At 63.6% G+C, this 13,504-nt stretch carries 18 protein-coding genes; 8 read left to right on the top strand and 10 right to left on the bottom strand.

The window, feature by feature from the left end:
* Nucleotides 1-11: 11 nt before the first annotated feature.
* Entirely contained in the window at nucleotides 12-1,292 is a 1,281-nt protein-coding gene (gene murA, locus IP79_RS08250; protein WP_054118742.1) for a UDP-N-acetylglucosamine 1-carboxyvinyltransferase, read from the top strand.
* Nucleotides 1,293-1,351: 59 nt separating this feature from the next.
* Nucleotides 1,352-1,588, top strand: a complete 237-nt coding sequence (locus IP79_RS08245) for a hypothetical protein (protein WP_054118741.1) — start codon at nucleotides 1,352-1,354, stop codon at nucleotides 1,586-1,588.
* Here the strand turns inward: IP79_RS08245 and IP79_RS08240 are convergent.
* The 4 genes from IP79_RS08240 to IP79_RS08225 form a co-directional block, all read right to left on the bottom strand.
* A complete protein-coding gene (locus IP79_RS08240) occupies nucleotides 1,582-1,824 on the bottom strand; it encodes a ribbon-helix-helix domain-containing protein (protein WP_054118740.1) in 243 nt (80 codons plus the stop codon). The two genes, IP79_RS08245 and IP79_RS08240, sit on opposite strands and share 7 nt — an antisense overlap.
* 13 nt (nucleotides 1,825-1,837) lie before the next feature.
* Nucleotides 1,838-2,350, bottom strand: a complete 513-nt coding sequence (locus IP79_RS08235; protein ID WP_054118739.1) for a hypothetical protein — start codon at nucleotides 2,348-2,350, stop codon at nucleotides 1,838-1,840.
* Nucleotides 2,351-2,527: 177 nt separating this feature from the next.
* Nucleotides 2,528-3,505 (bottom strand): sulfur carrier protein ThiS, encoded by a 978-nt coding sequence (gene thiS / locus IP79_RS08230; RefSeq protein WP_054118738.1) that lies wholly within the window; start codon nucleotides 3,503-3,505, stop codon nucleotides 2,528-2,530.
* Nucleotides 3,506-3,575: 70 nt separating this feature from the next.
* On the bottom strand, nucleotides 3,576-3,977 hold the full coding sequence (locus IP79_RS08225; RefSeq protein ID WP_054118737.1) for a MerC domain-containing protein: 402 nt from the start codon (nucleotides 3,975-3,977) through the stop codon (nucleotides 3,576-3,578).
* A gap of 179 nt (nucleotides 3,978-4,156) precedes the next feature.
* Between IP79_RS08225 and IP79_RS08220 the strand changes: the two genes are divergently transcribed.
* The 5 genes from IP79_RS08220 (at nucleotide 4,157) to rpsI (ending at nucleotide 7,594) form a co-directional block, all read left to right on the top strand.
* Nucleotides 4,157-5,254 (top strand): COX15/CtaA family protein, encoded by a 1,098-nt coding sequence (locus IP79_RS08220; RefSeq protein ID WP_054119018.1) that lies wholly within the window; start codon nucleotides 4,157-4,159, stop codon nucleotides 5,252-5,254.
* Nucleotides 5,254-5,619 (top strand): divalent-cation tolerance protein CutA, encoded by a 366-nt coding sequence (cutA, locus tag IP79_RS08215; RefSeq protein ID WP_054118736.1) that lies wholly within the window; start codon nucleotides 5,254-5,256, stop codon nucleotides 5,617-5,619. Before IP79_RS08220 ends, cutA begins: the two co-directional genes overlap by 1 nt.
* A gap of 51 nt (nucleotides 5,620-5,670) precedes the next feature.
* Nucleotides 5,671-6,414, top strand: coding sequence for a hypothetical protein (locus IP79_RS08210; RefSeq protein WP_054118735.1), 744 nt, complete (start codon nucleotides 5,671-5,673; stop codon nucleotides 6,412-6,414).
* Between the two features lie 185 nt (nucleotides 6,415-6,599).
* Nucleotides 6,600-7,079: a 50S ribosomal protein L13 gene (gene rplM / locus IP79_RS08205; RefSeq protein WP_054118734.1), complete on the top strand. Its 480-nt coding sequence runs from the start codon at nucleotides 6,600-6,602 to the stop codon at nucleotides 7,077-7,079.
* Complete coding sequence (gene rpsI / locus IP79_RS08200) at nucleotides 7,079-7,594, top strand: 30S ribosomal protein S9 (protein ID WP_054118733.1); 516 nt, start codon at nucleotides 7,079-7,081, stop codon at nucleotides 7,592-7,594. The genes rplM and rpsI overlap by 1 nt, the downstream gene beginning before the upstream one ends.
* Nucleotides 7,595-7,655: 61 nt before the next feature.
* Here rpsI and IP79_RS08195 read toward each other — a convergent pair whose 3' ends face one another.
* The 3 genes from IP79_RS08195 to IP79_RS08185 all read right to left on the bottom strand — a co-directional run bounded on the left by IP79_RS08195 (nucleotide 7,656) and on the right by IP79_RS08185 (nucleotide 9,023).
* A complete protein-coding gene (locus tag IP79_RS08195) occupies nucleotides 7,656-7,898 on the bottom strand; it encodes a hypothetical protein (protein WP_233994132.1) in 243 nt (80 codons plus the stop codon).
* A 65-nt stretch (nucleotides 7,899-7,963) separates the two neighbouring features.
* A complete protein-coding gene (locus tag IP79_RS08190) occupies nucleotides 7,964-8,743 on the bottom strand; it encodes a metallophosphoesterase family protein (RefSeq protein ID WP_082337102.1) in 780 nt (259 codons plus the stop codon).
* A 7-nt stretch (nucleotides 8,744-8,750) separates the two neighbouring features.
* Complete coding sequence (locus IP79_RS08185; RefSeq protein ID WP_054118732.1) at nucleotides 8,751-9,023, bottom strand: hypothetical protein; 273 nt, start codon at nucleotides 9,021-9,023, stop codon at nucleotides 8,751-8,753.
* A 251-nt stretch (nucleotides 9,024-9,274) separates the two neighbouring features.
* Between IP79_RS08185 and IP79_RS08180 the strand changes: the two genes are divergently transcribed.
* A complete protein-coding gene (locus tag IP79_RS08180) occupies nucleotides 9,275-9,589 on the top strand; it encodes a UrcA family protein (protein WP_233994131.1) in 315 nt (104 codons plus the stop codon).
* 152 nt (nucleotides 9,590-9,741) lie between these two features.
* Here the strand turns inward: IP79_RS08180 and IP79_RS08175 are convergent, their stop codons facing one another.
* From IP79_RS08175 to fumC, 3 genes are all read right to left on the bottom strand, one after another.
* Nucleotides 9,742-10,497, bottom strand: coding sequence for a LytR/AlgR family response regulator transcription factor (locus IP79_RS08175; RefSeq protein ID WP_054118730.1), 756 nt, complete (start codon nucleotides 10,495-10,497; stop codon nucleotides 9,742-9,744).
* Nucleotides 10,490-11,773, bottom strand: a complete 1,284-nt coding sequence (locus IP79_RS08170; RefSeq protein WP_054118729.1) for a sensor histidine kinase — start codon at nucleotides 11,771-11,773, stop codon at nucleotides 10,490-10,492. Before IP79_RS08170 ends, IP79_RS08175 begins: the two co-directional genes overlap by 8 nt.
* 119 nt (nucleotides 11,774-11,892) lie before the next feature.
* Nucleotides 11,893-13,299 carry a class II fumarate hydratase gene (gene fumC, locus IP79_RS08165; protein ID WP_054119016.1) on the bottom strand — a complete coding sequence of 469 codons (1,407 nt, stop codon included), beginning with the start codon at nucleotides 13,297-13,299 and terminating at the stop codon, nucleotides 11,893-11,895.
* Nucleotides 13,300-13,504: the final 205 nt, after the last annotated feature.

Below are 13,504 nucleotides of genomic sequence, written 5' to 3'. Positions count from 1 at the left end.
AGGCTGGCCGGATGGACAAACTCATCATTCGCGGCGGCAACCGCCTTTCCGGCTCGATCCCGATTTCGGGCGCAAAGAATGCCGCACTTACGCTGATCCCCTGCGCGCTGCTGACCGAAGAACCGCTGACGCTGCGCAACCTGCCGCGCCTCGCGGATATTGACGGGTTCCAGCACCTGATGAACCAGTTCGGCGTTACCACCGTGATCCAGGGCACGCGTCCGGAAGATTTCGGCCGGGTGATGAGCATGGAGGCGACGCGGATCACCTCCAACGTCGCGCCTTATGATCTGGTGCGCAAGATGCGTGCGAGCATCCTTGTGCTCGGCCCGATGCTGGCCCGCAGCGGCGAGGCGACCGTGTCGATGCCCGGCGGCTGTGCGATCGGCAACCGCCCGATCGATCTGCACCTGAAAGCGCTCGAAGCCTTTGGCGCGAAAATCGAACTGGCCGCGGGCTATGTCCGAGCAATCCAGCCCGATGGCGGGATGCCCGGCGGCGATTTCGATTTCCCGGTGGTTTCTGTGGGCGCGACCGAAAATGCCCTGATGGCCGCCGTGCTGGCGGGTGGCACCAGCCGCCTGTTCAATGCCGCGCGCGAGCCGGAGATCGTCGACCTGTGCAATATGCTCGTCGCAATGGGGGCGGAGATTGAAGGGATCGGCACGTCGAACCTCACCATCCATGGGGTCAAACGCCTGCACGGCGCGACCTATCGCGTGATGCCTGACCGGATCGAGGCGGGATCTTACGCCTGCGCCGCCGCGATTACAGGGGGCGAAGTGCGGCTTGAGGGCGCCAAGGCCGATGACATGATGGCAACGATCCATGCGTTGCAAGCCATCGGCTGCGAAGTGACGTGGGATGCCAAGAGCGTAACTGTAAAGGCCTATGGAGCGTTGAAAGCCACCAACCTCACCACCGCGCCCTATCCCGGCCTTGCCACAGACATGCAGGCGCAGCTGATGGCGCTGCTGTGCAAGGCCGAAGGCGCCAGCGTGCTGAAGGAGACAATCTTCGAAAACCGCTTCATGCACGTGCCCGAACTGGCGCGCATGGGCGCGGACATCACCACCGAAGGCCGCACCGCAATCGTCAAGGGTGTAAACCTGCTGACGGGCGCGGAAGTCATGGCGACCGATCTGCGCGCTTCGATGAGCCTCGTGATCGCAGCGCTGGCCGCTGAAGGCGAGACCACCGTGCGCCGGCTCTATCACCTGGATCGCGGTTACGAGCGGCTGGAGGAGAAACTTCAACTGGTCGGCGCGGATATCGAACGGGTGGACGACTAGAGGAAACTATTGGGCGGCATGGCCACTTGTACCTGACCCAACAGCACCAGGAACGACCCATGCTACTCAAACTCGCAGCCTTCGGCGCCATCGGATACGCCGGTATGCGCTACCTCAACAACCGCAGCAAAACCGCTCATTCCGCCTATGCCGAAGGGCAGGCGAGCGGCAGTCACACAGATGTCCGCGACGCGGGGCCCGATGCCATGCGCGATTCGAGCGGGCAGAATTGGTCTGCAACCGATCAGGCGAGCGACGAAAGCTTTCCCGCCAGCGACCCGCCGGGCAACTATTGATCCTGAATCTTTTTCACCAGCCACACCCGGATTGCAGAAGCAAGGCCGGGTGGGGTGGGTGATTTGATCCGCTCGGCATCGATCCGGGCGACCAGCGCGGCGATAGCCACGCCTTCGTGCGATGCGGCAGCGCGCAGCATTTCCCAGAACAGCGGTTCGAGGCTGATCGAAGTCGCATGTCCCGCGATCGACAGCGATCGTTTGACAGGCGGGTGGTAAGGCGAGGGCGTCTCCATCCCCGAACCAGTATTAGGCCGCTTCGAAATCGTCCACATATTCGGGGTAGAACCCCGGCTCCCGCTCCGACCAGCCAGACGCGGTGGCGGCGGCTTCGGACAGGGTTTGCAGCAACAGCTTGCGCCTCTCAGGCCGAATTACCGGCAGCGCGCTCGCGGCACAGAAGGCGGCAGGCAGATAGGGCCGCGCCTTGGCACCGAGCAGCCGTTCATAGAGGAAGCGGAAGGCCGAGAAACTCTCCAGCCGTTCCTGCTCCAGATCGAAAGCAGCAACGCGAACCAGCTTGCCGAGAAAGCGCTCGACCTCGAACGGGGTGCCTTCCTGCGGGATCAGCGCACGCAGCGACTTCAGATCCTGATAGGCGACATATTGCCGGCGGATTCCGATGTTCTCCACCTCGCTCCGACCCCAGCGCCGGAAGGCATCGGTGCGGGCCAGGCCGATGTCGAGACTGCGCTTGATATAGCGCTGCTCGCATGGAGCGAACCCGGCAAATTCCCGCATTTCGGCAATCGACATCATCATGGCGCATGTCTCCTTCGGACGGAGATAACGTCGCATGGGATGGTTAATTTAAGGTTAGGTAAGAAGGAGGAATGGTCGGCCCGCTAACAGACGGGCCGCAAGCGCGACTGCGCGCCGGCCGGTAGGCCGCCCCCCGCGGAGGCGACGGCGCAGCCGTCTGGCCGCGAGCGAAAGAAATTAGATCAACCCTGCCAGCGGACTTGAGGGATCGGCATACATCCGCCGCGCCATGCGTCCTGCTAGGTAAGCCTCGCGTCCGGCTTCGACCGCCAGTTTCATCGCGCGGGCCATGCGGATCGGGTCTTTGGCTTCGGCGATGGCGGTGTTCATCAGGATGCCATCACAGCCCAGTTCCATGCCGACTGCCGCATCCGACGCCGTGCCCACGCCTGCATCGACCAGCACCGGCACCTTGGCGCCCTCTACGATCAGCCGGATCATCACCCGGTTCTGGATGCCGAGGCCCGAACCGATCGGCGCGCCAAGCGGCATGATCGCCACCGCGCCCGCATCTTCAAGCTGTTTCGCGGCAATCGGATCATCGGCGCAATAGACCATCGGCAGGAAACCTTCCTTGGCCAGCACCTCGGTCGCCTTCAGGGTTTCGCGCATATCGGGATAAAGCGTGCGCGCCTCGCCCAGCACTTCCAGCTTGACCAGATCCCAACCGCCCGCCTCGCGCGCCAGCCGCAGCGTGCGCACAGCGTCCTCGCCGGTAAAACAGCCTGCCGTGTTAGGCAGGTAAGTGATCTTTTTAGGGTCGATGTAGTCGGTCAGCATCGGCGCTTTGGGATCGCTGACATTCACCCGACGCACCGCCACGGTAACGATTTCCGCGCCTGAGGCGGCCACCGCCGCCGCGTTCTGTTCAAAGCTTTTATATTTGCCCGTGCCAACGATCAGCCGCGAGGTGAAGGTGCGGCCCGCGACCGTCCACGTATCGGCGGCATGATCGCCGCCGCCAACGAAGTGTACGATTTCCAGCTTGTCGCCATCCGCCAGGGGTGCCTCCTCCAGCGTCGAACGCGGCACGATTTCGCCATTGCGCTCAACCGCCACCTTTTCGGGGACCAGTTCGAGTTCACGAACCAGCGCGGCAATCGTGTCGGCAGACGTGCGATGGGGCGCGCCGTTCAGGGTCAGGCTTTTGGTCATGGCGCGAGACATAGGCGTTCACGCCAAGGCTGCAACCCGCCTGTTTTGCGAAGGCAGCGGCCAGCGCGCCTCAGCGTGCGGCGCGGATGTTGAGCAGGTGGCCTGCCGATACCAGAGTGACCCCGACCAGCGTCAGCAGCAGCTCGTTCGCACCGTGCGGGATCACCAGCGCCCAGGTCATCAGCGCGAGGCCTGTCGTCGCCACCAGAAAGGGCAGCATGCGCCGGTGACGCAGCAGCCCCCAGCCGATCGCCACCCCGCCAACGACAAGCGCCAGCAGCAGGCCGATACGGTGGATGTTTTCGTCCAGCAGGAAATGTCCGCCCAGCGCGCCGCCAAACCCGAGCGCTGAAACCGCCACCAGCGTCACAAGACAATGCACGGCGCACAGGCCCGCGAGGCCGATCCCGACATGATCGAGCCGGCGACGGAAAGACGTCCGACTCGTGGGGGGAAGAGCGCTGTGCGGCATTACGCGAAGGCACATATGTAATGTTGTTACATTGCGCAAGGGGCGATGCACCGCCTCGCGCCTGTTCTTTTTGCGGTTTTGCCTGCCGCCCGCTCGCCACCAGATTGCGCCCTGCGCACCCGGAATTGCGGCAAACAAGCTTGCGCAAGGGCGCGCGCGAGCACAAAGAACGGCCCGTCATGGCCACATCAGCCTCCGTTTCGAACAGAGTTGCAGGGCAACCCGCCACCCGCGCCCGCCCGCTGGCACTGGCGCGCTGGCTGGAGTTTGTCGCGGCGCTTGTGGTGCTGATCGTGCTGGTCGGCGGGATCACCCGGCTGACCGAAAGCGGGCTTTCGATCACCGAATGGAACGTGGTTTCGGGTATCCTGCCCCCGCTGACCGAAGCGGCGTGGCAGGCCGAATTCGCCAAATATCAGCTGACCGCCGAGTACCGGATCGAAAGCGGCCCGGCGGGCATGGATCTGGCAGCGTTCAAGTTCATCTTCTTCTGGGAATGGTTCCACCGCATTCTGGGCCGTGTGATCGGGCTGGCGTTCCTGCTGCCCATGATCGTGTTCGCGCTGCGCCGTGCGATCCCGGCGGGATATGGCATTCGGCTTTCCGCGATGTTCGGGCTGATCCTTGGGCAGGGCGCGCTGGGCTGGTACATGGTGTCATCGGGCGTGGGCGAGACCGATCTCACCGATGTCAGCCATTTCCGGCTCTCGGCACATCTGCTGACAGCGCTGTTCCTGCTCGCCGGGCTGGTGTGGACGGCGCGCGATCTGCGCAAGCTCGCCCGTGATCCTGCCGCCACGCCTGCGCGGCTGAAGATGGGCGCAGGGGTGGTGGCGATCGTGCTGTTCGTCCAGCTTTTGCTCGGCGCGTGGGTGGCGGGGCTGAATGCCGGACATGCCGCCTATGACTGGCCGCTGATGAACGGGCGGCTGGTGCCCGAAGTGGACTGGTCGCAGGGTATCGTCTGGACGCTGACGCATGATCCTTTCCTGCTGCAATTCCTGCACCGCTGGTGGGCGTGGGTCGCCGTGGCGGCGCTGGTGTGGCTGGCACGGCAGGTGCGCAAAACCGATCGCTTTGCCTCGGTTGCCGTGCACTCGGCCTTCGGGGTGATGGTGCTGCTCGGCATTGCCACGGTGATGAGCGGGGTTTCCCTGTGGATTGCGGCGGCGCACCAGCTTGTCGGCGCGCTGACCGTCGCGGCGACCGTTTGGGCGATGCACAGCTATGGGCACAGCTATGGGCTGGCACGCCAGCAAGCGCAGGCGGCGCCCTGATGCCAGCGGATGGCACTACCGCCGCGCTGGCTTGGTGCCCGTTCCCCGATCCCGACAGCGCCCGCACCGCTATCGCCATCCTGCTGGACGAAGGTCTGGTCGCCTGCGCCAATATCATCGGCACCATCGAATCGCATTTCGTCTGGGAAGGCACGCGGGCGAGCAGCGCTGAAACCGCCGTGCTGTTCAAAACAACCGCTGTCCTGCTGCCCGATTGCGTTGCACGGTTGGGCAGTGTGCATCCCTATGATACACCCGCGATCATCGGCTGGCGCTGCGATGCGGCGCACCCGGCGACGCTGGCCTGGCTGGCGGCAAGTTGCTCCGCGCCCGTTACCGATGACGAAGGCGGCGCGAACGGCTAAGCCACCTGCACGCCTTATGGTCGGGGCCGGAACGGGGGAGAGTAAACGGCAATGATCGCAACCACCCGGCGCAGGATGCTGGCGGCGGTGCTGGGGGCTGGCGCACTGGGCTGCCTACGCTTGCCCCTTCCCCCGCTGCAGGCCGCTCCTGCCGCTCCGCTGCGCCTGCCAGACACACCTTTGCGGCTGGCCAGAATGCTTGAACGCGGACTTGGCGATGGCGCGGCGATCACGGTGGAGCGCAGCTGGCAGGTGCAGTTCGATCGGCAGGCCCGCGGAATTATCGTTTCCGGACAGCAGATCGCCGCCAAGGTCAGCGCTCCGCCGCATCTGGCGCAGTTCGCCCGGCTCGAAGAAGCGCGCGATCCCGCCACGATGTTTCCGATGATGCTGTCCGACGCCGGGCTCATCCTGTCGGGTGGCACAGCTCCCGGCACGGATGATGATGTTGCCGCCGCCCTGCGTTCGGCAGAAGCGCTGATCGCCAGCCAGCCGGTTCCGGCAGAAGAGCGCGAAGCTTTTCGATCATTTCTGGCGCAGGTACACACGGCGGGCAGCGGGCAGCTTGATACCATGCCCGCCGATCTGCTGTTCCCGGCCAGGCAGCCTGTGAACCGCACCGAGACGGTGGCCCTGCCGGGCGGGCTGACGGGCAGTTTCACGCTGCAATACGAAGCGCAGCCACAGCCCGATGCGCCGTGGCTGCAGCAGGCCGAACGCCGGATCGTAACCCGCGTCGAAGGGCTTGAACGCCGCGCCCGCGAGGCCTGGACTCTGGGGCCGCTCCAGCCCTGAACGACGGCGAGCCGGGGCCGGCAACTTATACGGTATTATTTTACCCTATCGAAAAACCGCCCTTTTGCTTGACTTTCGCGGGGTCTGGCGACAATTGCGCCGCTCTTCTCCCACCGGTTGTTTGATCGGCGGGCGATTCTCGCAGGCATCCCCTGCAAGATAGTTTTGAACCAAGGACACATGCCATGAAGGCGCTCAGCAAGCAGACCCGGTCGATCAAACCGGCCGAGGTCGAAAAGAACTGGCACATCATCGATGCCGATGGCCTCGTCGTCGGCCGTCTGGCCTCGATCATCGCCAACATCCTGCGCGGCAAGACCAAGCCGACCTACACCCCGCACGTGGATTGCGGCGATCACGTGATCGTCATCAACGTCGAAAAGGTGAAGTTCACCGGCAAGAAGATGGGCGACAAGGTCTATTACAAGCACACCGGTCACCCCGGCGGCATCAAGGAAACCACCCCGGACAAGGTGCTCGGCGGCAAGTTCCCCGAGCGCGTGCTGGAAAAGGCTGTGGAACGCATGATCCCGCGCGGCCCGCTGGGCCGTCAGCAGATGCGTGCCCTGCACCTCTATGTCGGCACCGAACACCCGCATGACGGGCAAAAGCCCGCCGTGCTCGATGTTGCTTCCATGAACCGCAAGAACAAGGTCGCCGCATAATGGCTGATGAAACCACAACCGTGTCCGATCTCGCCGATCTGAAGGACATCGCCGGCGACGCTCCGCAGGGCGATGCTGCCGAAATCGCCCGCGTCTCGATGCCGCTGCGCGACCGTGAAGTCGATGCGCAGGGCCGTTCCTACGCCACCGGCCGCCGCAAGGATGCGGTTGCCCGCGTGTGGGTCAAGCCAGGCACCGGCAAGATCACGATCAATGGCCGTGATCAGGAAACCTATTTCGCGCGTCCGACGCTGCGTCTGGTGATCAACCAGCCCTTCACTATCACTGACCGCAGCGGCCAGTACGATGTGGTCTGCACCGTCCGCGGCGGCGGGCTTTCCGGTCAGGCCGGCGCTGTGAAGCACGGCATCGCGCAGGCGCTGTCCAAGTACGAGCCGGAGCTGCGCTCCGCCGTGAAGGCAGAAGGCTTCCTGACCCGCGACAGCCGCGTGGTCGAGCGCAAGAAGTACGGCAAGGCCAAGGCCCGCCGCAGCTTCCAGTTCTCGAAGCGCTAAGACTTACCCGCAAGGGTTACAGAAAGGGCGGCTCCTTCGCGGGAGCCTCCCTTTTCGTTTCTCAGCGCTGCAGCAGCATGAGTGCAAATGCCAATCCGCTGCCGCCGAAAAATACCGGCCACGACCAATAGGCCTTGGCTTCGGCTACACTCACCACTTGGATCGCCAGCGGCCCGCTGTTCACCCCTTGCGAGCCGATAACCAATGCAATCACTGCCGAAAGGATCGCGCCGAATGTCAGCGCCTTGATGAAGTCCATCGCCCCGCCCCCGTTGATGCCACCGATCATGCTGCGGGCAGCCACATCAAGCCCGCACCGTGCGGCAGGGTTTCATCAAAAATTCCTTAAGGCGGGCCTACGGGAAAAGGTTAAGAACCACCTATCCTGCCCGCAGCGGTCTCTTCCGGAACGGCAAAGCGCAATTGCGCCGTGATCTCTCCGCCGGGGCCGCAGATGATTTCACGCCAGGAAGCCGCAGCGCCATCGCGCAGCCGGGTGGATAGCGTGCCTGTGCCGATGGTGCGCATTATCTGCCCGCTGGCAGAGCGGCGCTGCTGATCGAACGGCACGTGGACATGGCCGGAAATGATCGCATGTGCGCCGGCATCGGCGATCCGGGCAAAGGCTTCGTCGCCGCCGATAGTCGGGTTCTTGCGCTTGCCTTCCGGCCCCAGCAAAGGGTGGTGCGCAATCACGATGATCGTGCGCGGATCGCCTTCCAGCGCTGCCAACGCGGACAGCGTTTCACGCAAGGCAGCCGGTTTCACCACGCCATCAGACCACGGTATGCGGGTTTGCGCCCGCACTGTTGTGCGCAGCGGCACCAACACCACATCGGGCGAATCGAACGCGCTGCCCACTGCCGCATTCATACGATTATAGCGCCGGAACGGATCGGTGAACCGTTCCCACGGGTTGTAATAGGGCATGTCGTGATTGCCCGGCTCCAGCACCACCGGCACGCCCAATGCCGCGAACCATTCCTGCGCTGCGGCATATTCGGATCGCTTGGCGCGCTGGGTCAGATCGCCGGTGCACACCACCGCATCGGGCCGCTCTGCCGCAACCGCGCGTGCCACGGCATCAAGCGCAACGCGATCTTCGACCCCGAAATGCACGTCGCTGATATGGAACAGCCGGGTGGTCATGGCAGGCCTATACCCGCCCGTTCAGGATGAGCCAAGCCGCGGCCGCATTGAAGGCCGTATAGCCGCCGTAAGCCCATGCGAACACCGGCCAGCCTTCAACCGAAAGCAGCAGCGCAAAGAACAGCACCGCAAATTCGCTCACCAGAGCTGCCCGCTGGCCCAGCACCTGGCTTGACCGGGGCAGGCGCGACAACAGCGGATGTCCGCTCAGAAACACTGCCCGGTTCAGCGCGAAATTGGCGATTCCCAGAATGAAGATCATGATCGTCGCCAGGTTCATGGCGCCAGTATGGCGATGCGCCGGTCGATTGGGAACCGCCATTTGTCCGCCAATTGGGGCGATTGGTCTTGTGCCCCCCACACCGGTCGGATGCGCGGCGCGGGTTGGTCGAGCGGTGAATGCGCGGCGCCGGCAAGCGGCATATTCATGATTCCAGCAGGACGTCTGACACCCCCCGCATCGGGACCCCGCCCGATCACAGGCACCCTGCCAATGGAGGATGACCGATGAAAACCCCCGCAAAATCTATCTTGAAAACAATTGCCTACGGTATGGCCGCCGCAGGCGTTGCCGGCGCAGCGATCAGCCCTGCCCATGCAGGCAACATCGACAGGATGACGGTCAATGTGCCCACCGCCGATATCAACCTTGCCACGGTGCAGGGCCAGAAAAGGCTCGAACAGCGGCTGGAAAAAGCGGTGCGCACCGTGTGTCGCACCACCAGCCTCACCACCGGATCGCGCGTGCTGACCCAGGAAACCCGCGCCTGCCTCGCCAAGGCGCGTTCAGACGTGAAGCAGCAGGTTGCGGCCCTTTATTCCCGGAACGAGCAACGCGGCGGCTGAACCGCTCACGCTCGCCTGCACCGCCCGATTCCCCGCAGTATGATGGGCGGCGCAGCGGATACGGCCCGAACCCTTACAGTCCCTGGGGTTCGGGCCGGTTTTTTGTTGGGAGGGGGGCCTGCGCCACCAAAGGTGGCACAGACACAAAAACCCTATCTCCCCGCCATCGCCTTGACGCGGGCAAGATAGGTGCGGCCGATCCGCAGCGCGTCGCCATTGAGCAGTTCGGCGGACCACACGCCCAACCCGTCATGCCGCAGCCCGCGGATATTGTCGCGCCGCAGGATGGTGGAACGGTGGATGCGGATGAACTGTTCGGGATCAAGCCGTTCTTCGAGTCCGGCGATGGTCTGGAGCAGCAGATAGGAACGCTGCGCTTCGGGCCCGCCGACATGCAGCCGCACATAATCGCGCTCGGCATCGATCTGGTGAACCTCGTTCACTGCAATCCGCAGCAGTTCCGAACGGTGCGGCACCCACAGCTCGTCGAGATAGCGGCTGGCGCGTTGACGGCGCTGCCCGCGCCGCGCCGCAGCACGTTCGATCGCCCGTTCCAGCCGGTCAGCCGAAACGGGCTTGAGCACGTAATCGACTGCTTCGAGATCGAAAGCCTCAACCGCGAAATGATCATGCGCGGTAACGAAGATCACCACCGGCGCCTGTTCCTGCGCGGCGAAATGCTGCGCCACGCCCAGCCCGTCGAGTTCGGGCATGGTCATGTCGAGCAGCACCAGATCGGGTTCGAGCTTTTCGGCCAACCGCAGCGCCGCAGCGCCATCACTGGCGGTGCCGACCACGCGTACAGCGGGAATCTCGGCGCAGATCACCTGCACGCGTTCCACCGCGAGCGGTTCATCATCGACGATCAGGGTGCGCAGCGGGGTAGGTTCGGTTTCGCGGTCAGCCATGGCGGTATGCCTGCGGGTCGAGGGGTTTGGACAGGGGAATGCGGATTTCGGTGCGATAGCCGCCCGGCACGGGGGCCGAGGTGAAGCCGATGTCGGGGCCAAAGCGGGCCTCCAGCCGGTCTCGCACATTGGCAAGGCCGATACCGAAGCCGTGATCGGCGCCCTGCGGCAGGCCGGGGCCATCATCGCTGACGGTGATGACCAGCCGGTCAAACTCCTCGCGCGCGGCCAGCGTGATCGTGACCGGACGGGCAACCGGCGACACCGCATATTTGACCGAATTTTCCACCAGCGGTTGCAGGATCATGCCCGGCACCCGCGCTTCTTCAAGATCGGCCGGGCAATCGAACACCGTCACCAGCCGGGTCGGGAACCGCACCGTTTCGATATCGAGATAAAGCTTTTGCAGGTCGAATTCGTCACGCAGCGCCACGTCCGATGTCGGCTCGTTGGCAAGGGAGTGGCGGTAAAAACGGCTGATGGTCTGGATCATCCGTTCGGCGCGGTCGGCCTTGCCGGTCATCACCAGCGCCGATAGCGAATTCAGCGTGTTGAACAGGAAATGCGGGTTCACCTGATACCGCAGGGATCGCAGCTCGGCGGCCTTGGCAGCAGAACGGAACTGTTCCTCGCGCCGCTGCGATGCCTGTGCCTGCACGCCTGCCAGCAACGCAAAATAGGTCGAAGCCCAGGCCAGCAGCAGGAAATACCGCCCCAGCGCGACATCCAGCAGCTTGCGCCAGAAATCGACATTGGTTTCCGCCGGCGCGATGATCACCGGCTGCGAATCAATCACATCGTCGTCCGCCGCGGCGCCAGCAGCCATGCCGCCTGCCGGGGAAACCTGCCGTATCGGCACATCGACCAGCAGGTTGCCGGATTCGTCACGGCGCAAGTTGAGATTGTACTTCTTGGCGTAGGCCTGCTCCTGCAAGATCTCCATGTCCTTGAACACGAAGTAATTGACCTGCCCGATCGCCAGCGCCACCGGCATCGCCAGCACCAGCGCGGCGAAAATCTTGACCCACATCGCTCTGGTGTCGACCAGCCGCAACAGCAGCCACAGCACCATCGTGAACAACACGCCCACCCCGGTCACAGTCGCCCGTCGCCACCCCAGTTCGAACTGGAGGCCGAAATCCATCACGTAACTGCGGAAGGTGGTGAGGACGAAATAGGTCGCCCACAGCACGAGCATCGAAATCAGCACCGTGCGAAACGGAACGGTGGCAGAAGCCCCTGCCGGGGACACATCGCTGGAACGGGTCGTCGTCATTATGGCTTGAAGCGATAACGCCCCCGCCGGGCAAAGACCACTGGCAGGGGCGCTTGTCGTCGGGCGGGGTCTAGTCTTGGTCGAATGATGAACGGATGTTCATCACCGACCAACGGCAATCAATCCCTTGGCCGGATCATATCCGCCGGCACCACCCACTGCGCGAACTGTTCTTCCGTCAGCAGGCCCAGCGCCAGTGCCGATTCCTTCAGCGTAGTGCCTTCGGCATGGGCCTTCTTGGCGATCTTGGCGGCGTTGTCATAACCGATATGCGGGTTGAGCGCCGTCACAAGCATCAGGCTTTCGTTGAGCAACTGGGTGATCCGGCCCGTGTTCGCCTCGATCCCGACCACGCAGTTATCGGTGAAGGCATGGCTCGCATCGCCGATCAGCTTGATCGATTGCAGCACGTTGTAGATCATCACCGGTTTGAACACGTTGAGTTCAAGGTGCCCGTGCGATCCGGCGACCGTCACTGTGGTGTTATTGCCCATCACCTGCGCGCAGACCATCGTCATCGCCTCGCACTGGGTCGGGTTGACCTTGCCCGGCATGATTGACGAACCTGGTTCATTGGCGGGCAGGCTGAGTTCGCCAAGGCCCGAACGCGGGCCGGAGCCGAGCAGGCGGATATCATTGGCGATCTTCATCAGGCTGACGGCGAGCACGTTCAGCGCGCCCGAAATCTCGACCATCGCATCATGGGCGGCGAGAGCTTCGAACTTGTTGGGCGCGGTGACGAAGGCGTGGCCGGTTTCGGCAGCAACTTGCGCCGCGAATTCCTCGGCAAAGCCGACCTTGGAATTGATCCCGGTGCCCACAGCCGTGCCGCCCTGCGCCAGTTCCAGCACGCGCGGCAAAGTCGCCTGCACGCGGGCAATGCCGTATTCGATCTGCTTGGCGTAACCGGAAAACTCCTGCCCCAGCGTCATCGGAGTCGCATCCTGCAAGTGGGTGCGGCCGATCTTGACGATATCGGCAAATTCCTGCGCCTTGGCATCCAGCGCGCCGTGCAGCTTTGTCAGCGCGGGAATCAGGTGATCCAGCGCCTCGACGGCAGCGGCAATGTGCATCGCGGTGGGGAAAGTATCGTTCGACGATTGCCCCATGTTGCAATGATCATTGGGGTGGACGGGATCCTTGCCGCCTTTGGTGCCGGTAAGAATCTCGTTGGCGCGGCTGGCGATCACTTCATTGGCGTTCATGTTCGATTGCGTGCCGCTGCCCGTCTGCCACACCACCAGCGGGAACTGGTCGGCCAGCGTTCCGTCGATCACCTCGCGCGCTGCCTGAACGATAGCCTCGCCCAGCCTGGCATCGAGCACGCCGAGCTTCATGTTGGCACGCGCCGCCGAAAGCTTTTGCAGGCCCAGGGCGCGCACCAGCGCAGGCGGCATTTTTTCGCCGCCGATCGGGAAGTTGACGATGCTGCGCTGCGTTTGCGCACCCCAGTGGACATGCGCGGGAACCGCCACTTCGCCGAGCGAATCCGTCTCGATCCGCACATCCTGTCCGCTCACCGTCATGTCACTCATCGAAGCCATCCCTGCATAAGTCGATTAGAATCCCGTGGGGATTGCGGCTCCCCTAAGCACTCTGCGCAAGCGAGGTCAAAGGCCGAAATCACCATCCCGACAGGCTGCCAAAAGCCTTGGAACAAAGCCACGGCAAGTATAAGGCCGCGCCGACGAAGGACTTGACGGACTGTATTGTGTTACTAATACAGTTTGC

It is taken from the genome of Porphyrobacter sp. AAP60 (assembly GCF_001296025.1).
In the GTDB taxonomy this organism is placed as follows: Bacteria; Pseudomonadota; Alphaproteobacteria; order Sphingomonadales; family Sphingomonadaceae; genus Erythrobacter.
Note: the sequence above shows the minus strand (reverse complement) of the source record. Positions and strands in the feature narration are given on the sequence as shown.

Coding starts and splice junctions, on each gene's coding strand:
- thiS (WP_054118738.1), bottom strand. CDS start 3,505: ATGACCAAAAGCCTGACCCTGAACGGCGCGCCCCATCGCACGTCTGCC.
- fumC (WP_054119016.1), bottom strand. CDS start 13,299: ATGACGGTGAGCGGACAGGATGTGCGGATCGAGACGGATTCGCTCGGC.
- IP79_RS08170 (WP_054118729.1), bottom strand. CDS start 11,773: ATGACGACGACCCGTTCCAGCGATGTGTCCCCGGCAGGGGCTTCTGCC.
- IP79_RS08245 (WP_054118741.1), top strand. CDS start 1,352: ATGCTACTCAAACTCGCAGCCTTCGGCGCCATCGGATACGCCGGTATG.
- IP79_RS08190 (WP_082337102.1), bottom strand. CDS start 8,743: ATGACCACCCGGCTGTTCCATATCAGCGACGTGCATTTCGGGGTCGAA.
- rpsI (WP_054118733.1), top strand. CDS start 7,079: ATGGCTGATGAAACCACAACCGTGTCCGATCTCGCCGATCTGAAGGAC.
- murA (WP_054118742.1), top strand. CDS start 12: ATGGACAAACTCATCATTCGCGGCGGCAACCGCCTTTCCGGCTCGATC.
- IP79_RS08185 (WP_054118732.1), bottom strand. CDS start 9,023: ATGAACCTGGCGACGATCATGATCTTCATTCTGGGAATCGCCAATTTC.
- IP79_RS08240 (WP_054118740.1), bottom strand. CDS start 1,824: ATGGAGACGCCCTCGCCTTACCACCCGCCTGTCAAACGATCGCTGTCG.
- rplM (WP_054118734.1), top strand. CDS start 6,600: ATGAAGGCGCTCAGCAAGCAGACCCGGTCGATCAAACCGGCCGAGGTC.
- IP79_RS08175 (WP_054118730.1), bottom strand. CDS start 10,497: ATGGCTGACCGCGAAACCGAACCTACCCCGCTGCGCACCCTGATCGTC.
- cutA (WP_054118736.1), top strand. CDS start 5,254: ATGCCAGCGGATGGCACTACCGCCGCGCTGGCTTGGTGCCCGTTCCCC.
- IP79_RS08210 (WP_054118735.1), top strand. CDS start 5,671: ATGATCGCAACCACCCGGCGCAGGATGCTGGCGGCGGTGCTGGGGGCT.
- IP79_RS08220 (WP_054119018.1), top strand. CDS start 4,157: ATGGCCACATCAGCCTCCGTTTCGAACAGAGTTGCAGGGCAACCCGCC.
- IP79_RS08235 (WP_054118739.1), bottom strand. CDS start 2,350: ATGATGATGTCGATTGCCGAAATGCGGGAATTTGCCGGGTTCGCTCCA.
- IP79_RS08225 (WP_054118737.1), bottom strand. CDS start 3,977: ATGCCGCACAGCGCTCTTCCCCCCACGAGTCGGACGTCTTTCCGTCGC.